This window comes from Pseudomonas oryzicola (assembly GCF_014269185.2).
Classification (GTDB): Bacteria; Pseudomonadota; Gammaproteobacteria; order Pseudomonadales; family Pseudomonadaceae; genus Aquipseudomonas; species Aquipseudomonas oryzicola.
The window spans coordinates 1,727,115-1,746,946 of record NZ_JABWRZ020000001.1; the positions used below are offsets into that span (position 1 = coordinate 1,727,115).

A 19,832-nucleotide genomic window follows, 5' to 3' on the forward strand; every position below is an offset into this window, starting at 1 on the left:
CAGGCGCACCACATGGGCGTGCTCAGTAGTACGTGCGCAGCGGCAGGCCTAGCTCCATTCGCAGTGCATTTTCGTTGAATGGCGATGGGTTGGTGTCGCTCGGCGCCGTATCGGGGTCATTGTCGAAATCGTACAGAATGCCGCTCGGCAGGCCGATGGCCTGCAGGTGCGCATTATTGACCCGGATCGCCCTGCGATCGATAGTCCTGATCGGGGTGTCGCCAGGCACCGTCGTGCCGTTGAAGGCGTTGTACGCTTCGCACAAGCAACGGTAGAGGTCGAGCAGCGGCAAATTGTCGCTGTCCGAGCGCGCCAGGTTGAATGCCAGGTCGCCACCTTCGGCAGGCCAGCCGGCGACCCATTCCAGTTGGCTGTTGCGCGACAGGTGGTGGTCGCTGTCGGCCGGGTCTGAAATGTAGGCTTCAAACTGAGTGGCGTTCTGTGTCTCGGTCACCTTTATCCATGAGCGTTTCGCCAGTTCGGCAAGGAGTTGCTGCCCGCAACGCGTATGGCGCAGGAAAACCAGGTGGTTGTGGACGGCCTGTTTGAAGGTGTCGCTGCCTTGTATGTCGAAGGTGCTGCTGGCGAGCGTGTCGAGAGGGGCGCTAAGGGGCTGCTCGAAGCGGGCGTCTCCCGCCTGGTTGCGGGCATAGACCACCGAGTCATATGGGTCGTCGACCAGGATATGGCCTTTGATGCGCCTACTCGCCGAGCCGCTCTTGATGAACGCCAGCCCTTGGCCCACGTTGATCTGCGCATCACCACTGCCGGTAAACACCTCTGTGATACCGCCGCCGGTAGTGATGCGCGTGTCGCCATCTGCAGCCTGGATGATGACAGGCGTTTTCACATCCTCCGTCACGCGAATGTCCGCCTCACCCGGTGCCGTCTTGATGATGAGGGTTTGCCTGGGCGTAGGCGCGAGGATGAACGTCTTGTTGCCGACCTTGGCCATCAGGTGGCAATCATAGGTGGAAATATTGATATTGACCGCCGGGGCATGGCTTTGAATCACCATGTGGTGCCTGCCCGGGATCTGGCCTTGCTCGAACCATAGCTGTTCGAGAAGGACATCCACGTTGTCGTCGCGGTATTCGTAGAAGCGATGAACGGTTTTGCCAACGATGGACGTGTCTGCCCATTGTTGAAAACCGCTGGTCCTGCCGGAAATGAAATAGATGGGATTAGGGTGCATGAGGGGCCTCGCTTGCAGTGAATGGGGGCAACAGGTGGCGCAGCGCAAGGCTAAAGGGCTGTGCAGGCAGGAAGTGGTACTTATCTAGGTGCGCAGGGGCGAGGAGCGGGCGTTGTGAGCAGACGCTGAAGGGTATAGCCTGCATTTTGCTATTTGAAATGACAATTTAATGCCGATTGGCCATTTCGGGCCTATAAACACACTGCATCCGCCGTTCAGGCTGGATATAATGGCGCCCTTTGCCGTCGTTTCGTCGATTCGACGTATTAGCCCAAACGGCCGCCGTTTCCGTGGAAGAACCTATGAAAAGCGCAGAAATCCGTGAAGCCTTCCTTCGCTTCTTCGAAGAGCAGGGACATACCCGAGTCGCCTCCAGTTCGCTGATCCCGAACAACGACCCGACCCTGCTGTTCACCAATGCCGGCATGAACCAGTTCAAGGACTGCTTCCTCGGTGCGGAGAAGCGTGCCTACACCCGTGCTGTCAGCAGCCAGAAGTGCGTACGCGCCGGCGGCAAGCACAACGACCTGGAAAACGTCGGTTACACCGCGCGCCACCATACCTTCTTCGAGATGCTGGGCAACTTCAGCTTCGGCGACTATTTCAAGCGCGACGCCATCACCTTCGCCTGGACCTTCCTGACCTCGGAAAAGTGGCTGAACCTGCCCAAGGAAAAGCTCTGGGTCACCGTCTACGCCACTGACGACGAAGCGTACGACATCTGGACCAAGGAAGTCGGTGTGCCAGCCGAGCGCATGGTGCGCATCGGCGACAACAAGGGCGCCCCATACGCCTCCGACAACTTCTGGACCATGGGCGACACCGGCCCGTGTGGCCCGTGCACCGAGATCTTCTACGACCACGGCCCGGACATCTGGGGCGGCCCACCCGGTTCGCCGGAGGAAGACGGCGACCGCTACATCGAGATCTGGAACAACGTCTTCATGCAGTTCAACCGCACCGCCGACGGCGTGCTGCACCCGCTGCCAGCGCCGTCGGTAGACACCGGCATGGGCCTGGAGCGTGTCAGCGCCGTACTGCAGCACGTGCACTCGAACTACGAGATCGACCTGTTCCAGAACCTGCTGGCCGCTGCGGCCAAGGCCATTGGCTGCAGCAATGACGGCCAGGCCTCGCTGAAAGTGGTAGCCGACCACATCCGTTCGTGCGGCTTCCTGATCGCCGACGGCGTGCTGCCGTCCAACGAAGGCCGTGGCTACGTGCTGCGTCGCATCATTCGCCGCGCCTGCCGCCACGGCAACAAGCTGGGTGCCAAGGGCAGCTTCTTCTACCAGATCGTGGCCGCGCTGGTCGCCGAGATGGGCGAAGCCTTCCCGGAGCTGAACAGCCAGCAAGCGCACATCGAGCGCGTGCTCAAGGCCGAAGAAGAGCAGTTCGCCAAGACCCTGGAGCAGGGCCTGCGCATCCTCGAGCAGGATTTGGCGCAGTTGCAAGGCGACGTGGTGCCGGGCGACGTGGTGTTCAAGCTGTACGACACCTATGGCTTCCCGATGGACCTGACTGCCGACATCGCCCGCGAGCGCGAACTGACCATCGACGAAGCCGGCTTCGAGCGCGAAATGGACGCCCAGCGTGAGCGTGCCCGTTCGGCCAGCGCCTTCGGCATGGACTACAACAGCCTGGTCAAGGTCGACAGCGCCACCGAGTTCCTCGGCTACGACGCTACCGAAGGCCAGGGCAAGGTCATCGCCTTGTACAAGGACGGCCAGGCCGTCGACCAGCTGGGTGAAGGCGAGCAGGGTGTGGTCGTGCTCGACCGCACGCCGTTCTACGCCGAGTCTGGCGGCCAGGTGGGTGACACCGGCTTCCTGCAGGCTGGCGCAGTACGCTTCGACGTGCGCGACACCACCAAGACTGGCGGCGCCTTCCTGCATCACGGCGTGGTCGCCAGTGGTGCGCTGCTGATCGGTTCGTCGGTAGAGGCCAAGGTCGACGCCGACGTGCAGCACGCCACCTCGCTCAACCACTCGGCCACCCACCTGCTGCACGAAGCACTGCGCCAGGTGCTGGGCGAGCACGTACAGCAGAAAGGCTCGCTGGTCGACAGCCAGCGCCTGCGTTTCGACTTCAGCCACTTCGAGGCGGTGAAGCCAGAGCAGATCAAGGCCCTGGAAGACATCGTAAACCGCGAAGTGCGCAAGAACACTGCGGTGGAAACCGAACTGACCGACATCGAAACCGCCAAGGCCAAGGGTGCCATGGCGCTGTTCGGCGAGAAGTACGGCGACACCGTGCGTGTGCTGAGCATGGGCGGCGATTTCTCGGTGGAACTGTGCGGCGGTATCCACGCCAAGCGCACCGGTGACATCAGCCTGTTCAAGATCATCAGCGAAGGCGGCGTCGCCTCTGGTGTGCGCCGTATCGAAGCGGTGACCGGCGCAGCGGCGCTGGCCTACCTGAACGCTGCCGAAGAGCAGGTCAAGGAAGCCGCGCAACTGGTGAAAGGCAACCGTGACAACCTGATCGACAAGCTGTCGGCTGTGCTTGAGCGCAACCGCCAGCTGGAGAAGCAGCTGGAACAGCTGCAGGCCAAGGCCGCCAGCGCCGCCGGGGATGATCTCTCCAACGCGGCCGTTGAGGTCAAGGGCGCCAAGGTGCTCGCCGCCCGCCTGGACGGGCAGGACGGCAAGGCCTTGCTGGCGCTGGTCGATCAACTGAAGAACAAGCTCGGCCACGCAGTGATCCTGCTGGGCAGCGAGCATGAGGGCAAGGTCGTGCTGGTGGCCGGTGTGACCAAGGACCTCTCCAGCCAACTCAAGGCTGGCGATCTGATGAAACAAGCCGCTGCGGCGGTGGGTGGCAAGGGCGGTGGCCGTCCGGACATGGCCCAGGGTGGTGGCGTCGACGTCGCTGCACTGGACCAGGCCCTGGCGCTGGCCGTGCCATTCGCAGAGCAGGGACTTTGAGATGGCTCGGCCAGTGGTCTAGTCGCTGGCCGACCCATGTTGGATTGTTTTTTGGGGCCCTGAATGGGCTGAGGCACCATTGAAATGGCGTTGATCGTACAGAAATTTGGCGGCACCTCTGTCGGTTCCATCGAGCGGATCGAGCAGGTAGCCGATAAGGTCAAGAAACACCGTGAGGCAGGCGACGACCTGGTGGTTGTGTTGTCGGCCATGAGCGGTGAAACCAATCGCCTGATCGACCTGGCCAAGCAGATCAGCGATCAGCCAGTTCCACGCGAGCTGGACGTGATCGTGTCGACCGGTGAGCAGGTCACCATTGCCCTGCTGGCCATGGCCCTGATCAAGCGTGGTGTGCCAGCGGTGTCCTACACCGGCAACCAGGTGCGCATCCTTACCGACAGTGCGCACAACAAGGCGCGCATCCTGCAGATCGACGACCAGAAGATCCGTGCCGACCTCAAGCAAGGCCGTGTGGTCGTGGTAGCGGGCTTCCAGGGTGTAGACGAGCACGGCAACATCACCACCCTGGGCCGTGGCGGCTCCGACACCACCGGCGTGGCCCTGGCGGCGGCGCTGAAGGCCGACGAGTGCCAAATCTACACCGACGTCGACGGCGTCTACACCACCGACCCGCGCGTTGTGCCACAGGCCCGCCGCCTGGAGAAGATCACCTTCGAAGAGATGCTGGAAATGGCCAGCCTCGGTTCCAAGGTGCTGCAGATCCGTTCGGTGGAATTCGCCGGCAAGTACAACGTTCCGCTGCGCGTGCTGCACAGCTTCAAGGAGGGTCCGGGTACCCTCATTACCATTGATGAAGAGGAATCCATGGAACAGCCGATCATTTCCGGTATCGCCTTCAACCGTGATGAAGCCAAGCTGACCATTCGCGGCGTGCCGGACACCCCGGGCGTGGCCTTCAAGATCCTCGGCCCGATCAGCGCCTCGAACATCGAGGTCGACATGATCGTGCAGAACGTTGCCCACGATAACACCACCGACTTCACCTTCACCGTGCACCGCAACGAGTACGAGAAGGCGCAGAGCGTGCTGGAAAACACCGCCCGTGAAATCGGTGCCCGTGAAGTGATTGGCGACACCAAGATCGCCAAGGTCTCGATCGTTGGCGTCGGCATGCGTTCGCATGCCGGTGTTGCCAGCCGCATGTTCGAAGCCCTGGCCAAGGAGGGCATCAACATCCAGATGATCTCCACCTCCGAGATCAAGGTTTCGGTCGTGATCGAAGAGAAGTACCTGGAGCTGGCCGTACGCGCGCTGCACACCGCGTTCGAACTCGACGCTCCGGCACGACAGAGCGAGTAAGTTGCTGCCTGGAAGGGCGCGGCTTGCCGCGCCCTTCGTGTTTCTGCTCGCCACGCAGGTCCTGTCCTGCCCTGCGTGGCGGGCAACCAAGGCCCGGGTCGTCGTCCACGGCCAGGCCGCGATACCCAAGACTGTTATCCCTGTATGTTTCGCGTAAGGAGAAAGCTATGTTGATTCTGACTCGTCGGTGCGCCGAGAGCCTGATCATTGGAGACGGCGAGATCACCGTGACGGTGCTCGGCGTCAAAGGCAACCAGGTGCGTATAGGCGTCAGCGCCCCGAAAGAAGTGGCCGTTCACCGCGAGGAAATCTACCTGCGGATCAAGAAAGAGAAGGACGAGGAGCCAAGCCTTTAATTTTTTTGAAGTTTTTTTAAAAAAAAGGGTTGCAAACGAGGAAGGCTGTGTTTAATATTCGCCTCGTGTTGCGGTGAGGTGGCCGAGTGGCCGAAGGCGCTCCCCTGCTAAGGGAGTATACCTCATAAGGGTATCGGGGGTTCGAATCCCCCCTTCACCGCCATTATTCGCTTAGGGCGCTGTAAACGGTAAGAACGCTAAGTAGTTGATTTTAAACGAAAAAGTTCTTGCAAAAATGTTTCAGCGGTCTATAATGCGCGACAAGACACGGACTCATAGCTCAGCTGGATAGAGTACTCGGCTACGAACCGAGCGGTCGGAGGTTCGAATCCTCCTGAGTCCGCCACTTTTGAAGTGGCTTTGATTTCAAGGCTACTTCAAATCACCAGTGGTAATCTGGTCTAAAAATACCAACCACGGACTCATAGCTCAGCTGGATAGAGTACTCGGCTACGAACCGAGCGGTCGGAGGTTCGAATCCTCCTGAGTCCGCCACTTTTGAAGTGGCTCTGCTTGCAAGGCGACTTCAACAACCAGTGGTAATCTGGTCTAAAAATACCATCACGGACTCATAGCTCAGCTGGATAGAGTACTCGGCTACGAACCGAGCGGTCGGAGGTTCGAATCCTCCTGAGTCCGCCACACCCCATCAAGAAGCCCGCTCGGTTGAGCGGGCTTTTTGTTTTTCTGCGCCAATGAATTGTTGCTGATGTCGATCTAAGCTCTTCAGTAGATGGGGGCTGATCAGGCACCGTCTACAGTCAGGCACACAAATGTGCTTTAACCCCCAGATCCACCGTCGCACCGATAGCTTCGAGCGTTGTCCCAGCTTTCTCATGCAAACGATTGTTCTGGCCAAAATTTTCAGCGATCTGACAGCTTTAGCAGTGTATGATTGCGCCCGTCAGCCCCGCCGGGGCTTGTGGAAAACCACCATGGACTTACCCAGTAGTTACTCGCTAACAAGATTTGTACAGAAAGATCTGACCGATTGATTCTCCCGGCGTGCTCCGCTGCTGGGAGTGGAGTTCGCCTATGACTGAAGTAGAAGTAAAAAAAGCGCAAGAAAGCCTGCAGGACCGCCTGGCCCAGGTGGTCGAACTGCTGCAACGCCAGCGCGTGGTCGAAGACCTGACTCATCGTCAGGAAGGTGCCCACCACGACCTGGTGGAAAACCTGGTCCACCGCCAGAACCTCGTCGAGTTGCAGCGCAAGCTCGATGACCTGCACCCCGCCGACATCGCCTACATCCTCGAAGCCTTGCCCCTGGAAGACCGTCTGACGGTCTGGCAGCTGGTGCGCTCGGATCGCGATGGCGACATCCTGCTGGAAGTTTCCGACGCCGTGCGGCAGTCGCTGATCGCCGACATGGACGATCATGAATTGCTTGCCGCCGCCAAGGAAATGGACGCCGACGAGCTGGCCGACCTGGCGCCCGAGCTGCCACGTGACGTTATCCACGAGTTGATGGAAACCCTCGATGCCCAGCAGCGCGAGCGCGTGCGTTCGGCGTTGAGCTACGACGAGGAGCAGGTCGGTGCGTTGATGGACTTCGAGATGGTCACCATCCGCGAAGACGTCAGCCTGGAGGTGGTGTTGCGTTACCTGCGCCGCCTGAAGGAGCTGCCGAACCATACCGACAAGCTGTTCGTGGTCGATTATGACGGTATTCTCAAGGGCGTATTGCCGATCAAGCGCCTGCTGGTCAACGACCCGGAAAAGAAGGTGGCGGAGGTCATGGCGACCGACCCGGTTTCCTTCCATCCCGAGGAAGATGCCTATGATGCGGCACAAGCCTTCGAGCGCTATGACCTGGTATCTGCGCCGGTGGTGGACAAGAACGAGCGCCTGGTCGGTCGTTTGACCATCGATGAAATGGTCGACCTGATTCGTGAAGAAAGCGAAAGCGAAGTGCTGAACATGGCCGGTTTGCGCGAGGAGGAGGACATCTTCGCCTCCGTCTGGCGTTCGCTGCGCAACCGCTGGGCCTGGCTGGCCATCAACCTGATCACGGCCTTTGTCGCTTCGCGGGTGATTGGCCTGTTCGAAGGGTCGATCGAGAAACTGGTGGCCCTGGCCGCCCTGATGCCGATCGTGGCCGGCATTGGCGGCAATTCCGGCAACCAGACCATCACCATGATCGTGCGTGCCATGGCGCTAGACCAGGTGTCGCCGGGCAATACCAGCCGCCTGATGCGCAAGGAGCTGGCAGTATCGCTGCTCAATGGCCTGATCTGGGGTGGAGTCATCGGTGCGGTGGCGTTCTGGTTGTATGGCAGTTGGTCGCTGGGCCTGGTGATGACTGCGGCAATGACCTTGAACTTGCTGTTGGCGGCCCTGATGGGGGTATTGATCCCGATGACCTTGATGCGTCTGGGGCGAGATCCGGCAATGGGCTCCAGCGTGATGATCACTGCGGTGACCGACAGCGGTGGCTTCTTTATCTTCCTCGGCCTGGCCACGCTGTTCCTGCTGTAACCCGCTCTCTGCGGCCCATCGCGACACAAGGCCGCTCCTGCAAAGACCGCATCTCTTGCAGGATCATGCGTCCACAAAAAAGCCAGCTTACGCTGGCTTTTTCATGTTCGCTGAGCGTATCAGGAGGCGTCAGCGGCCATTTCCACATCGTGAGCGATGAGGGCGACCAGCGCGTTCTGCTGGCGGTGGGACAGCTGGCGGAAGCGTTGCAGCAGCTCGCGCTCATGCAAGGACAGCTCTGGGCTGTCCATGCGCATGCTCAACTCGTCACCCAGCGCACCCTCCTGGATAAGGCTCTGTTCCAGGCGTGCGATGATTTCGGAGTTCATGCTGCGGTGATGGTTGCGCGCTACCTCGGCAATGCGCTCACGCATCCCGTCTGGCAGGCGGACGACGAACTTGTCAGCGGTGCGGCTCGAATAAATAGCCTGTTTCATTGGGCGCATATAAATTGACCGGATTTTGGTTCAGGGGAAGCGGTTCTCAAATTGGCCGCACGGGGTGGAAGTACGACCGTGGCGACGACAAAATGTTCAACCGCCAGTGAAAAATGGATGCTCATCTTGCCTCATGGTCGCCGTTTCCTTGGCGTCAATTCTGTGACAAATACTGATCTGGATAAAGGCTTTATGCCAGTACCAATTATCAGAAATGAGCACTGGTTTGAAAAGTTTTACATGCACAGGCTATTCGAACTGTCAGTCTTTTGCCGTCAAAAACTGGTAAAACGCAGCAAAAGCCGGAGAAAAGCCCTAGAATGCGCCGGTTTCCTTTCATAGAGCATAGTGGCTATGCAACATGACGCAAGCGACCGCCGATCAGGGACCGGCCGGCTGATATACCTGATAGGACCGTCGGGTTCCGGGAAAGATTCCCTGATCGATGCTTCACGTGAGCGACTGGCAGCTGCCGGGGTGGAGATCGCTCGCAGGGTCATTACCCGTTCGGCCGAAGCCAAGGGCGAAGCTGCCCACGGGGTCACGGCCGAGCAGTTCGAGGCGCTGCGTGCGCAGGGCGGGTTTGCCATGCACTGGCGAGCCAATGGCCTGGATTACGGCATACCTCGGCAGGTGGACGACTGGCTGGCGCAGGGCAGGGCGGTGCTGGTGAACGGTTCGCGCGCGTATCTGGCCGAGGCACGCCAGCGCTATCCGGGCCTTCTGGCGGTGCTGGTTCAGGTCCGGCCCGAGGTGCTGCGCCAGCGCTTGCTGGCTCGCGGCCGGGAAAGCGCTGAGGAAATCGAGCAGCGCCTGGCTCGTAATGCCCGCTTGCAGGCGGTGACCGATCCATCGCTGCACGTGCTGGACAACTCCACCGCCCTGGCGTCAACAGCAGAAGCGTTGTTCGCGCTGTTGCGTGATGAAGGTGTGCTGCCGCAGGTGTAGCATTGGCAGAAAAGGATTACGCGAAAAAGCCTGTTTGAGGCATGACAAACGCCAGCTTGCTGGTTAACATGCTGGCCGTCCCGCTGTGCAGCGCTCGCTGCCGGTGCCAGCGTCTCAGTAGCTCAATTGGATAGAGCATCCCCCTCCTAAGGGGAAGGTTGCAGGTTCAATTCCTGCCTGGGACGCCATTTCTCCTTCCCCTTTGAAGCTGTATTGCGGCGTTGGCTATCGGCTTGCGTCATAGCAGCCATGTCAGTCGTCAACTCGATAAAAAATCCAACCTGAGTGCTATTCCGATGGCAGCACGCAGGGCCTATGCTGCTCGTCACAGAAATGACCTTGCCGCTTGCGGCAATTACCACTGTGTCGGCAGCCCCTTGGTCGGAGCGCAGTTGCTGGGCATCAGGGAGAGCTTGCATGAGTCAGCCAACCAGGCCGGTACCTGCCGGCTTCAGTGAGCAGCAGCTGCATACCTTGTTCGATCTGGTCAGCGACGGTATCTGGGACTGGGATGCCAACACCGGCTATGTCTATCGAAACCCGGGCTGGTACGCCATGCTCGGCTACCCCAGCCATTCCCTGTCCAATTCGGTACTCACCTGGGAAAGCGTGATTCACCCGGAGGATTATCCACGGGTAATGGCGCATTTCGAGGCGTACATCAACCAGCGCAACGAGCGTTACCTGGTTGAGTACCGCTGCCGCTGCCACGATGGCAGCTACCTGTGGATCGAAGACAGCGGCTACATCATTGCCCGTAACGAAGACGGCTCGGTGGCGCGCATGCTCGGCGCCCACCGCAACATCGATGCCGGCAAGCGCCTGGTGGCGCAGCTGGAGCAAAGGAACCTGTCGCTGGAAAGCCAGGTGGCCGAGCGTACCCGTGAGCTGTCCTGGGTGAACCAGCAGTTGCAGCGCCAACTGGAGGAGAACCGCGAGCTGGCAGAGCGCGATGCGTTGACCCGCGTTGCCAACCGCTACCGGCTGGAGAAGACCCTGCGACTGGAATGCGAGCGGGCGCAGCGCTTTCGCCAGCCATTGGCCCTGATAGCAATGGACCTGGACGATTTCAAGCCGATCAATGACCGCTACGGTCATGCCCAGGGTGATGCCGCGCTGGTGCGGGTGGCCGACAGCCTGCGCACCTGCCTGCGTGAGCGCGACCTGCTGGCACGCTGGGGTGGCGACGAGTTCGTCATCGTGCTGCCGCAGACTACATTGGCGCAGGGCCTGGAGCTGGCCGCACGGTTACGCCATGTGGTGGCCCAGGTGGAGCCGGTGGGCGATTGCCGGCTGACCATCAGCTATGGCGTGGTGCAGTGGCAGCTGGGAGAAGATCAGCATGCACTGCTGGCGCGTGCCGACCAGGCGCTGTACCGGGCCAAGGATGCCGGCAAGAATGCCATAGCCGAGTGACCTGCTTTGCCAGAACCGGCCCTGTCGCCAGCGTGCCGGCGACAGGGCCGGTTCTGGCACGAAAAAAGACCCGCGGCGCCTCGGGGCGCAGCGGGCCAAGTCGGCCTCGGCCGCTTCAATGTCAGATGTGCAGGGCGTGGCCCAGGGCGCGCAATGCCGCTTCCTGTACCGCTTCCCCCAGCGTCGGGTGGGCATGGATGGTACCGGCCACATCTTCCAGGCAGGCGCCCATCTCCAGCGACTGGGCAAACGCCGTCGACAGCTCGGATACCGCCACGCCAACAGCCTGCCAACCGAGGATCAGGTGGTTGTCACGGCGCGCTACCACACGCACGAAGCCGCTCTTCGATTCCAGGCTCATGGCCCGGCCGTTGGCGGCGAACGGGAACTGCGCGACGATGCAATCCAGCCCTTGCTGGCTGGCCTGCTCGGGAGTCTTGCCGACCACTACCACCTCCGGGTCGGTGAAGCATACCGCGGCAATTGCGCTGGGCTCGAAGCGGCGGGTCTTGCCGGCGATGATCTCGGCGACCATCTCGCCCTGGGCCATGGCCCGGTGCGCCAGCATCGGTTCGCCCGCCACGTCGCCGATGGCCCAGACATTGCGCATGCTGGTCTGGCAGCGCTCGTCGATGGCGATGGCCGCGCCATTCATCTTCAGGTCCAGGCATTCGAGGTTGAAGCCTTGCGTGCGCGGGCGGCGGCCGACGGCCACCAGTACCTGGTCGGCTTCCAGGCGCAGTTGCCCGCCCTGGCCATCCCGGGCCAGCAGGCAGCCGCCTTCGTAGCCTTCGACGCTATGGCCCAGGTGCAGGACGATGCCCAGCTTCTTCAGCGACTCGGCAACCGGCGCGGTCAACTCGCTGTCGTAGGTCGGCAGGATGCGCTCGCGCGCTTCTACCACGCTGACCTGCGCGCCCAGTTTGCGGTAGGCAATGCCCAATTCCAGGCCGATATAGCCACCGCCCACCACCACCAGGTGCTGCGGCAGGGTTTTCGGCGCCAGGGCTTCGGTCGAGGAAATGATCGGCCCGCCCAGCGGCAGCATCGGCAGTTCGACACTGCTGGAGCCGGTGGCCAGCAACAGGTGTTCGCACTGGATACGCTGGCCATCGACCTCGACCTGCTTGCCGTCGAGGACCTTCGCCCAGCCATGAATCACCTTGACCCCAAGCTTTTTCAGCAGGGCGGCCACGCCGGTGGTCAGGCGGTCGACGATGCCGTCCTTCCAGGCCACGCTCTGGCCGATGTCCAGGCGCGGCGAGGCAACGCTGATGCCTAGCGGCGATGGTTCGGTAAAGCGTGAAGTCTGGTGGAACTGTTCGGCTACATGGATCAACGCCTTGGAAGGGATGCAGCCGATGTTCAGGCAGGTACCGCCCAGCGCCTGGCCTTCCACCAGCACGGTGGGGATGCCCAGTTGCCCGGCGCGGATGGCAGCCACATAGCCGCCAGGGCCGCCGCCGATGATCAACAGGGTAGTCTGGATAGTCTGTTGCATGCTCACTCCACGAACAGGCAGGCGGGTTGTTCGAGCAGGCCGCGCACGGCCTGGATGAACAGCGCGGCGTCCATGCCATCGACCACGCGGTGGTCGAACGAGCTGGACAGGTTCATCATCTTGCGCACTACGATCTGGCCATCGATTACCACTGGCCGCTCGACCATGCGGTTGACGCCGACAATCGCCACTTCCGGGGTGTTGACCACCGGCGTGCTGACGATACCGCCGAGGGCGCCCAGGCTGGTCAGGGTGATGGTCGAGCCCGACAGCTCCTCGCGGCTGGCCTTGTTGTTGCGCGCAGCGTTGGCCAGGCGTGAAATCTCGCTGGCATTGGCCCACAGGCTGCCCGCTTCGGCATGCCGCAGCACCGGTACCATCAGGCCATTGTCGCCCTGGGTGGCAATGCCCACATGCACCGCGCCATGGCGGGTGATGACCTGGGCTTCGTCGTCATAGGTGGCATTGATCTGCGGGAAGTCACGCAGCGCCACGACCAGTGCACGGACCAGGAACGGCAGCAGGGTCAGCTTGCCTCGGCTGTCGCCGTGCTTGCTGTTGAGTTGCTGGCGCAGGGCTTCCAGGGCGGTGACGTCGATTTCTTCCACATAGCTGAAATGCGCGACCCGGCGCTTGGCATCCTGCATGCGCTGGGCGATCTTGCGGCGCAGGCCGATCACCGGCACTTGCTCGCTGTCGGTGCGCCTGGCATAGCCATTCGGCGCTTGCCCGGCGGCGCTCTGCGGTTTGCTCATGAAGGCGTCGAGGTCTTCGTGCAGAATGCGCCCGGCCGGGCCGCTGCCATGCACGTAACGCAGTTCGATACCGGCATCCAGGGCGCGCTTGCGCACTGCCGGCGAGGCCAGCGGCTTGTCGCCTGGCTGGCGCGCCACGATCGGGGCAGCCTCGTGGTGGGCGGGCGCCTGGTACGCTGCCGGTGTTACTTGCTGTTGTGGTTCCGGTTTGCTGCTCACTGGGGCGGCGGGGGCCTCGAGCGGGTTTGCCTGCGGCACATCCACATGGTTGCCACTGCCTTCCACCTCGATACGGATCAGCTCGCTGCCGACCGCCATCACTTCGCCCGGCTGGCCACCCAGGGCCAGCACCTTGCCACTGACTGGCGAGGGGATTTCCACAGTGGCCTTGTCGGTCATGACATCGGCCACGACCTGGTCTTCGGCGATCATGTCACCGACTTTCACGAACCATTCCACCAGCTCGACCTGCGCGATGCCTTCGCCAATGTCCGGCATCTTGATGACGTGCGTGCCCATTCAGACCTCCATGACCTTTTTCAATGCCGCACCTACCCGCGATGGCCCTGGGAAGTAAGCCCATTCCTGTGCGTGAGGGTAGGGGGTGTCCCAGCCGGTGACGCGTTCGATCGGCGCCTCCAGGTGATGGAAGCAGTGTTCCTGCACCAGCGACACCAGTTCGGCACCGAAGCCGCAGGTGCGGGTGGCCTCGTGTACCACCACGCAGCGGCCAGTCTTCTTCACCGACTCGACGATGGTGTCCAGGTCCAGCGGCCACAAGCTGCGCAGGTCGATCACTTCGGCATCGACGCCGGTCTCTTCGGCGGCCACCTGGGCCACGTACACTGTGGTGCCATAAGTCAGCACGGTCACGTCGTTGCCGGGGCGGGTGATCGCCGCCTTGTCCAGTGGTACGGTGTAGTAGCCATCGGGCACGGCGCTTTGCGGGTGTTTCGACCAAGGAGTGACAGGGCGATCGTGGTGGCCGTCGAACGGGCCGTTGTACAGGCGCTTGGGCTCGAGGAAGATCACCGGGTCGTCGCATTCGATCGAGGCGATCAACAGGCCTTTGGCGTCATAGGGGTTGGATGGCATCACGGTGCGCAGGCCGCACACCTGGGTGAACATCGCTTCAGGGCTCTGGCTGTGGGTCTGGCCGCCATAGATACCGCCACCGCAGGGCATGCGCAGGGTCAGCGGGGCGATGAACTCGCCGGCCGAACGGTAACGCAGGCGTGCCATTTCCGAGACGATCTGGTCGGAGGCCGGGTAGAAATAGTCGGCGAACTGGATTTCCACCACCGGGCGCAGGCCATAGGCACCCATGCCCACGGCCGTGCCGACGATACCGCTTTCGGAGATCGGTGCGTCGAACACGCGGGATTTGCCGTACTTGTTCTGCAGGCCTTCGGTGCAGCGGAACACCCCGCCGAAATAGCCGACGTCCTGGCCGTAGATCACCACATTGTCGTCGCGCTCGAGCATGACATCCATGGCCGAGCGCAGGGCCTGGATCATGGTCATGGTAGTGGTGGCCATGGCGGTTTCCGGTTTGATGCTGTTGTTATGGTCGTTCATCTCAAACCCCCAGTTCCTGGCGTTGCCGGCGCAGGTGGTCGGGCATTTCCTTGTACACGTCCTCGAACATCGAGGCGGCACTGGGGATGTGACCGTTGGCCAGGGTGCCGTACTGCTCGGCTTCTTTCTGTGCGGCGATGACCGCGGCTTCGAGCTCGGCAGTGGTGGCCTGGTGTTCTTCCTCGGACCATTGGCCGATCTTGATCAGGTGCTGCTTCAGGCGGGCGATCGGGTCACCCAGCGGGAAGTGGCTCCAGTCATCGGCAGGGCGGTACTTGGACGGGTCGTCCGAGGTCGAGTGTGGGCCGGCACGGTAGGTGACCCATTCGATAAGGCTTGGGCCCAGGCCACGGCGGGCACGTTCGGCGGCCCAGCGCGAGGCGGCGTACACGGCGACGAAGTCGTTACCGTCAACCCGCAGCGAGGCGATACCACAACCGACACCACGGCCAGCGAAGGTGGTCGACTCGCCCCCGGCAATGGCCTGGAAGGTGGAAATCGCCCACTGGTTGTTGACCACGTTGAGGATCACCGGGGCGCGGTACACGTGGGCGAAGGTGAGGGCGGTGTGGAAGTCCGACTCGGCGGTGGCGCCATCGCCGATCCATGCCGACGCGATCTTGGTGTCGCCCTTGATGGCCGAGGCCATGGCCCAGCCGACCGCCTGCACGAACTGGGTCGCCAGGTTGCCACTGATGGTGAAGAAACCGGCGTCGCGCACCGAGTACATGATTGGCAACTGGCGGCCCTTGAGCGGGTCGCGCTCGTTGGACAGCAGCTGGCAGATCATGTCGACCAGCGACACGTCGCGGGCCATCAGGATGCTTTGCTGGCGGTAGGTAGGGAAGCACATGTCGGTGCGGTTCAGTGCCAGGGCCTGGGCGCTGCCGATGGCTTCTTCACCCAGGCTCTGCATGTAGAAGGACATTTTCTTCTGGCGCTGGGCAACCACCATGCGACTGTCGAAAATCCGCGTCTTGAGCATGGCGCGCATGCCCTGGCGGAGGATTTGCGGGTCGATGTCTTCCGCCCACGGGCCTTGCGCGTTGCCTAGCTCATCGAGCACGCGGATCAGGCTGTAGGACAGGTCGGCGGTGTCGGCAGCGTCGACATCGACAGGCGGTTTACGGACTTGACCTGCATCGTTCAGGCGCAGGTAGGAGAAATCGGTCTGGCAGCCTGGCCGGCCGGTAGGCTCGGGCACATGCAAACGCAGGGGGGCGTACTCGTTCATGCTTTTTACGCTCGCTCGGGTATTTGTTTTTGTGAGCTCTGAAGCGGCCGCCGCTGAGTACCGGCTTGTGACTGGTAGGTCAGCGTCCCCTACATCTTAGTGGGCCGGCAGGAGAATTTTTCTCTCAAGTTGATTGCCTTTGCGCAGCGGGACAGATAAATATTCCGCATAAACACAAAAAACCGGTGATTTTGTCTCATGCGCAAACTCGATCGTACCGATATCGGCATCCTCAACAGCCTGCAGGAAAATGCCCGCATCACCAACGCCGAGCTGGCCCGCTCGGTTAACCTGTCCCCCACGCCCTGCTTCAACCGGGTGCGGGCCATGGAAGAACTGGGGGTGATCCGCCAGCAGGTGACCTTGCTGTCGCCCGAGGCGTTGGGGCTGGACGTGAACGTGTTCATCCATGTGAGCCTGGAAAAACAGGTCGAGCAGTCGTTGCACCGTTTCGAGGAAGAAATTGCCGAACGGCCCGAAGTGATGGAGTGCTACCTGATGACGGGCGATCCGGACTACCTGTTGCGGGTACTGCTGCCCAGCATTCAGGCGCTGGAACGGTTTCTGGATTACCTGACGCGTTTGCCAGGGGTGGCCAACATCCGTTCCAGTTTCGCCTTGAAGCAGGTGCGCTACAAGACGGCCTTGCCGCTGCCGGCCAATGGTATGACCTTGCGGGAATAGGTGTAGCCTGACTGATGATCGGCCTTGGCAATGCCTCTTTGGTTTTGAGAGGCAGGGCACCTCCTGCCAGGGCCTTCGCAGGTGCGCTGCTGGGTATCAGGCGAGCCGAATGTTCTTCAAGTAGAACGTGAGTATCTGTCCCGGCGTTGCGCTTGCATTGAGAAATCTGTCAAAGGTGAGGGACAGGTCTGTGGATGCATCTTCAGGCTTTGTCGATGCAACGCGATGGCCGTGTTTGTCGCGCAGGTAGAACGGCATTCTTTCGGCGCTGTTCAGGTCTCCGTTCCAGTCACCATGTGTATCGATTTTCCAGTAGTCGCCAAGACCTGCCAGTAGCGGCTTGAAGTTCGCCACGGCATCCGTGGCTCTGCCGATCACGCCTGTTCCATACAGGCCGAGCCAGCCTCTCGAGTTTTGCTCAAGCCTCGCGCCTGCGAATTTCCAGTGGTTGTTGCACGAGATGAAGTAGAGGTCTCGTCCGTTCTCCGATTTGATGTACTTGAAATCGAACGCGATACGTACGATCTCGTCCCGCGCACGCTTCTTTCGGTGATTATCGACGCACAACCAGCCGTCCTCATCCAGCCATGTGAATGGGTGTTGCCCGAGGGATGATTCTGCGACTACCACTCGGCCTGCATGGGTATGCAGTTCGGCGGTGAAATCAGCTTTGATCATGTAAACCTCCTGTCTCAGTTGATCCCGTGATGGGTAGAGGCAAGCTAACCCTTCGGTTGTTGAACAATGAGATGGAAACGCTTGGCGCGCAGCTTGGTCCCATGAGGCAAGTGCATGATCACGACATGACCGACACTGGACGCGCCCTTGATGCACGATTTGTCAGGCAGGGGACTGCGCCGCAGCAATTTTGCTTTTATGCTTGGCTGCAAGCTAACGCCACCTGACTGGGGAGCCGTAAGGGACTTATGCGAAATATCTGGAAGCCGTTTCAGTCGCTGTATTTCGCCGCGCTGATGATGTTGATCGGCTCGGGCCTGCTCAGCACCTACCTGGCCCTGCGCCTGGCGGCTGATCAGGTCGACAGCCTGTGGGTGGGCGCCCTGATGGCGGCCAACTACTTTGGCCTGGCGGTAGGCGGCAAGGTCGGCCACCGGCTGATCGGCCGGGTAGGGCACATACGCGCCTATGCCACTTGCGCCGGCATCGTCGGCGCGGCGGTACTTGGCCATGGCCTGACCAGCTGGTTGCCTGCCTGGGTCGGGCTGCGGATGATCGTCGGCCTGGGGATGATGTGCCAGTACATGGTCATCGAGAGCTGGCTCAACGAGCAGGCTGATGTAAAGCACCGCGGTGCGGTGTTCAGCGGCTACATGATTGCCTCGTACCTGGGGCTGGTGCTCGGTCAACTGATCCTGGTGGTGCATCCCCAGCTTGGCCTGGAGCTGCTGATGCTTGTGGCCATGTGTTTCACCCTGTGCCTGGTACCGGTCGCCATGACCCGGCGCATTCACCCGGCGCCGTTGCGCCCGGCACCGATGGAGCCGAAGTTCTTCATCAAGCGTGTGCCGCAGTCGCTCAGCACGGTACTGGGTTCCGGGCTGATCGTCGGCTCGTTCTATGGCCTGGCGCCTTTGTATGCCTCCAGCCAGGGCATGGCTACCGAGCAGGTCGGTCTGTTCATGGGTAGCTGCATTTTTGCCGGCCTGCTGGTGCAGTGGCCGCTGGGCTGGTTGTCCGACCGCTACGACCGGGCAGTGCTGATTCGCAGCGTGGCGGTGGGGCTGGCGCTGGCCTCCGCACCGTTGGCGATTCTGCCCAGCGTGCCACTGGAGTTGCTGTTCGGCATAGGCTTCGTGATTTCGTTGTTGCAGTTTTGCCTGTACCCGCTGGCGGTGGCGTTTTCCAACGACCATGTGGAAAGCGAGCGGCGGGTGTCGCTGACGGCGATGCTGCTGGTGACCTACGGCGTGGGCGCGTGTATCGGCCCGCTGGTCGCAGGCGTGCTGATGAAGGTGCTGGGCCCGCAGATGCTGTATGCCTTCTTCGTGTTCTTTGCCCTGGTGCTGGTGTGGCGTATCCGGCCGAAGGCAGTCACCGGGCTGCACCAGGTACAGGATGCTCCTTTGGGTCACGTGGCCATGCCGGCTGCCGGTTCACCATTGTCGGCAGCGCTGGACCCGCGGGTGGACGAGCAGACGGTACAGGACGTGATGCAGGCGCCGGTAGCTGCCGAGGACACCGAGGACGAGCCGTCGCCGAAAGATGAGCAGGCCAGATCCCAGACCGAGGCCAACCCTTCGGTCTGAACCCAGGTCGCCCGCGCGCGAGGTCGGTGCTTGGCGGCGGGCGCACATTGGTCAGGCTGGCTGGATGTTCTTCAGTTTGAACACCAGGATTTCGCCCTCTTTGCTACTGGCATTGAGGAACCAGTAATGGCGCTTGACCTTGTCCCGGGTATACACGGATCTAGCCAGCGCCACCCGGTAGCCGTCGATGTCCCGCAGGTAGAATGGCACGTCTTCGGCAGTCTCCAGTTGGCCGTCCCAGGGTTCGAGGGTTTCGATCTTCCATTGCCCTCTGCCGTGGTAGGCTTCCTCTATGATATTTGGTGGCAGGGCGCTGTCGATGATCCGGCCGAGGATATGCGTCGCATAGAGGCCTACCCAGCCGTTCCTGTTGCGCTGCAGGCTGGAGCCGAAGTACTCCCAGGTTTGGGCTCCATTGATTGCATAGTGAATGCGATCACCTTTGTGTTTCAGAAAGCGGAACATGAAGGTGATCGGCTTGAAGCTTGGCGTATCACCGCGTTGGTGTTCGGTGCACAGCCAGCCGTCCTGGTCGAGGGAGAACAATGGGTGGATATAGAGCGGAGTTTCCACGACCCCCACCTGGCCATGCTGGCAGTGGAGTTCGGCAGTGAAGTTGGCCTGAATCATGATGGGCTCCTGTGGGTGGTTGCGTCAGGTACAAGACCCTAAGCAGCCAAGGAGCCATCGATAAGTTGGAAATCCGCTACGCTCAGGCAGCGGTTCGCTTCGCGGG

General features: G+C 61.3%; 16 protein-coding genes and 5 tRNA genes. 13 read left to right on the plus strand and 8 right to left on the minus strand.

Features of this window, described 5'->3' with window-relative positions; genetic code table 11:
• Nucleotides 1–22: 22 nt before the first annotated feature.
• Nucleotides 23–1,243 carry a M91 family zinc metallopeptidase gene (locus HU760_RS07810; RefSeq protein ID WP_186676408.1) on the minus strand — a complete coding sequence of 407 codons (1,221 nt, stop codon included), beginning with the start codon at nucleotides 1,241–1,243 and terminating at the stop codon, nucleotides 23–25.
• A 254-nt stretch (nucleotides 1,244–1,497) separates the two neighbouring features.
• On the opposite strand from HU760_RS07810, the gene alaS reads away from it, so the two are divergent.
• The 8 genes from alaS to mgtE all read left to right on the plus strand — a co-directional run bounded on the left by alaS (nucleotide 1,498) and on the right by mgtE (nucleotide 8,276).
• Complete coding sequence (alaS, locus tag HU760_RS07815) at nucleotides 1,498–4,122, plus strand: alanine--tRNA ligase (protein WP_186676412.1); 2,625 nt, start codon at nucleotides 1,498–1,500, stop codon at nucleotides 4,120–4,122.
• An 84-nt stretch (nucleotides 4,123–4,206) separates the two neighbouring features.
• The gene (locus tag HU760_RS07820) at nucleotides 4,207–5,442 is read left to right on the plus strand and encodes an aspartate kinase (protein ID WP_170031209.1); all 1,236 of its coding nucleotides are present in this window, start codon (nucleotides 4,207–4,209) and stop codon (nucleotides 5,440–5,442) included.
• Between the two features lie 167 nt (nucleotides 5,443–5,609).
• The gene (gene csrA, locus HU760_RS07825) at nucleotides 5,610–5,798 is read left to right on the plus strand and encodes a carbon storage regulator CsrA (protein WP_003254503.1); all 189 of its coding nucleotides are present in this window, start codon (nucleotides 5,610–5,612) and stop codon (nucleotides 5,796–5,798) included.
• A 72-nt stretch (nucleotides 5,799–5,870) separates the two neighbouring features.
• Nucleotides 5,871–5,961: transfer RNA gene (locus HU760_RS07830), tRNA-Ser, on the plus strand.
• A 106-nt stretch (nucleotides 5,962–6,067) separates the two neighbouring features.
• Nucleotides 6,068–6,144: transfer RNA gene (locus HU760_RS07835), tRNA-Arg, on the plus strand.
• Nucleotides 6,145–6,216: 72 nt separating this feature from the next.
• A tRNA-Arg gene (locus tag HU760_RS07840) sits at nucleotides 6,217–6,293 on the plus strand.
• 70 nt (nucleotides 6,294–6,363) lie between these two features.
• Nucleotides 6,364–6,440 (plus strand) — tRNA-Arg (locus HU760_RS07845).
• A gap of 393 nt (nucleotides 6,441–6,833) precedes the next feature.
• Nucleotides 6,834–8,276, plus strand: coding sequence for a magnesium transporter (gene mgtE, locus HU760_RS07850; RefSeq protein WP_186679579.1), 1,443 nt, complete (start codon nucleotides 6,834–6,836; stop codon nucleotides 8,274–8,276).
• A 119-nt stretch (nucleotides 8,277–8,395) separates the two neighbouring features.
• On the opposite strand, the gene HU760_RS07855 is transcribed toward mgtE, so the two are convergent.
• Entirely contained in the window at nucleotides 8,396–8,722 is a 327-nt protein-coding gene (locus HU760_RS07855; RefSeq protein ID WP_060480503.1) for an Arc family DNA-binding protein, read from the minus strand.
• A gap of 345 nt (nucleotides 8,723–9,067) precedes the next feature.
• Here HU760_RS07855 and phnN point away from each other — a divergent pair, with 345 nt between their 5' ends.
• From phnN to HU760_RS07870, 3 genes are all read left to right on the plus strand, one after another.
• On the plus strand, nucleotides 9,068–9,661 hold the full coding sequence (gene phnN / locus HU760_RS07860) for a phosphonate metabolism protein/1,5-bisphosphokinase (PRPP-forming) PhnN (protein WP_186679590.1): 594 nt from the start codon (nucleotides 9,068–9,070) through the stop codon (nucleotides 9,659–9,661).
• Between the two features lie 111 nt (nucleotides 9,662–9,772).
• Nucleotides 9,773–9,849, plus strand: a tRNA-Arg gene (locus HU760_RS07865).
• Between the two features lie 229 nt (nucleotides 9,850–10,078).
• Complete coding sequence (locus HU760_RS07870) at nucleotides 10,079–11,077, plus strand: sensor domain-containing diguanylate cyclase (RefSeq protein WP_186679598.1); 999 nt, start codon at nucleotides 10,079–10,081, stop codon at nucleotides 11,075–11,077.
• Between the two features lie 121 nt (nucleotides 11,078–11,198).
• On the opposite strand, the gene lpdA is transcribed toward HU760_RS07870, so the two are convergent.
• Genes lpdA through HU760_RS07890 form a run of 4 tightly spaced genes read right to left on the minus strand, consistent with a single transcriptional unit; the run spans nucleotide 11,199 to nucleotide 16,145 of the window.
• Entirely contained in the window at nucleotides 11,199–12,578 is a 1,380-nt protein-coding gene (lpdA, locus tag HU760_RS07875) for a dihydrolipoyl dehydrogenase (protein ID WP_186679600.1), read from the minus strand.
• Nucleotides 12,579–12,580: 2 nt separating this feature from the next.
• Nucleotides 12,581–13,852 carry a dihydrolipoamide acetyltransferase family protein gene (locus HU760_RS07880; RefSeq protein ID WP_186679602.1) on the minus strand — a complete coding sequence of 424 codons (1,272 nt, stop codon included), beginning with the start codon at nucleotides 13,850–13,852 and terminating at the stop codon, nucleotides 12,581–12,583.
• Nucleotides 13,853–14,911, minus strand: a complete 1,059-nt coding sequence (locus tag HU760_RS07885; RefSeq protein WP_186679606.1) for an alpha-ketoacid dehydrogenase subunit beta — start codon at nucleotides 14,909–14,911, stop codon at nucleotides 13,853–13,855.
• 1 nt (nucleotide 14,912) lies between these two features.
• Nucleotides 14,913–16,145 (minus strand): 3-methyl-2-oxobutanoate dehydrogenase (2-methylpropanoyl-transferring) subunit alpha, encoded by a 1,233-nt coding sequence (locus tag HU760_RS07890; RefSeq protein WP_186679609.1) that lies wholly within the window; start codon nucleotides 16,143–16,145, stop codon nucleotides 14,913–14,915.
• Nucleotides 16,146–16,343: 198 nt separating this feature from the next.
• Here HU760_RS07890 and bkdR point away from each other — a divergent pair, with 198 nt between their 5' ends.
• On the plus strand, nucleotides 16,344–16,829 hold the full coding sequence (gene bkdR / locus HU760_RS07895) for a Bkd operon transcriptional regulator BkdR (protein ID WP_012273540.1): 486 nt from the start codon (nucleotides 16,344–16,346) through the stop codon (nucleotides 16,827–16,829).
• Nucleotides 16,830–16,925: 96 nt separating this feature from the next.
• Here the strand turns inward: bkdR and HU760_RS07900 are convergent, their stop codons facing one another.
• On the minus strand, nucleotides 16,926–17,507 hold the full coding sequence (locus HU760_RS07900; protein ID WP_186679612.1) for a hypothetical protein: 582 nt from the start codon (nucleotides 17,505–17,507) through the stop codon (nucleotides 16,926–16,928).
• Nucleotides 17,508–17,755: 248 nt separating this feature from the next.
• Between HU760_RS07900 and HU760_RS07905 the strand changes: the two genes are divergently transcribed.
• Nucleotides 17,756–19,096, plus strand: a complete 1,341-nt coding sequence (locus HU760_RS07905; protein WP_186679614.1) for an MFS transporter — start codon at nucleotides 17,756–17,758, stop codon at nucleotides 19,094–19,096.
• A 51-nt stretch (nucleotides 19,097–19,147) separates the two neighbouring features.
• Here the strand turns inward: HU760_RS07905 and HU760_RS07910 are convergent, their stop codons facing one another.
• Nucleotides 19,148–19,726, minus strand: a complete 579-nt coding sequence (locus tag HU760_RS07910) for a hypothetical protein (protein WP_186679616.1) — start codon at nucleotides 19,724–19,726, stop codon at nucleotides 19,148–19,150.
• Between the last annotated feature and the right edge of the window lie 106 nt (nucleotides 19,727–19,832).

Coding starts and splice junctions, on each gene's coding strand:
- HU760_RS07880 (WP_186679602.1), bottom strand. CDS start 13,852: ATGGGCACGCACGTCATCAAGATGCCGGACATTGGCGAAGGCATCGCG.
- bkdR (WP_012273540.1), top strand. CDS start 16,344: ATGCGCAAACTCGATCGTACCGATATCGGCATCCTCAACAGCCTGCAG.
- HU760_RS07855 (WP_060480503.1), bottom strand. CDS start 8,722: ATGCGCCCAATGAAACAGGCTATTTATTCGAGCCGCACCGCTGACAAG.
- HU760_RS07870 (WP_186679598.1), top strand. CDS start 10,079: ATGAGTCAGCCAACCAGGCCGGTACCTGCCGGCTTCAGTGAGCAGCAG.
- alaS (WP_186676412.1), top strand. CDS start 1,498: ATGAAAAGCGCAGAAATCCGTGAAGCCTTCCTTCGCTTCTTCGAAGAG.
- HU760_RS07910 (WP_186679616.1), bottom strand. CDS start 19,726: ATGATTCAGGCCAACTTCACTGCCGAACTCCACTGCCAGCATGGCCAG.
- HU760_RS07900 (WP_186679612.1), bottom strand. CDS start 17,507: ATGATCAAAGCTGATTTCACCGCCGAACTGCATACCCATGCAGGCCGA.
- mgtE (WP_186679579.1), top strand. CDS start 6,834: ATGACTGAAGTAGAAGTAAAAAAAGCGCAAGAAAGCCTGCAGGACCGC.
- HU760_RS07890 (WP_186679609.1), bottom strand. CDS start 16,145: ATGAACGAGTACGCCCCCCTGCGTTTGCATGTGCCCGAGCCTACCGGC.
- csrA (WP_003254503.1), top strand. CDS start 5,610: ATGTTGATTCTGACTCGTCGGTGCGCCGAGAGCCTGATCATTGGAGAC.
- lpdA (WP_186679600.1), bottom strand. CDS start 12,578: ATGCAACAGACTATCCAGACTACCCTGTTGATCATCGGCGGCGGCCCT.
- HU760_RS07885 (WP_186679606.1), bottom strand. CDS start 14,911: ATGAACGACCATAACAACAGCATCAAACCGGAAACCGCCATGGCCACC.
- phnN (WP_186679590.1), top strand. CDS start 9,068: ATGCAACATGACGCAAGCGACCGCCGATCAGGGACCGGCCGGCTGATA.
- HU760_RS07905 (WP_186679614.1), top strand. CDS start 17,756: ATGCGAAATATCTGGAAGCCGTTTCAGTCGCTGTATTTCGCCGCGCTG.
- HU760_RS07820 (WP_170031209.1), top strand. CDS start 4,207: ATGGCGTTGATCGTACAGAAATTTGGCGGCACCTCTGTCGGTTCCATC.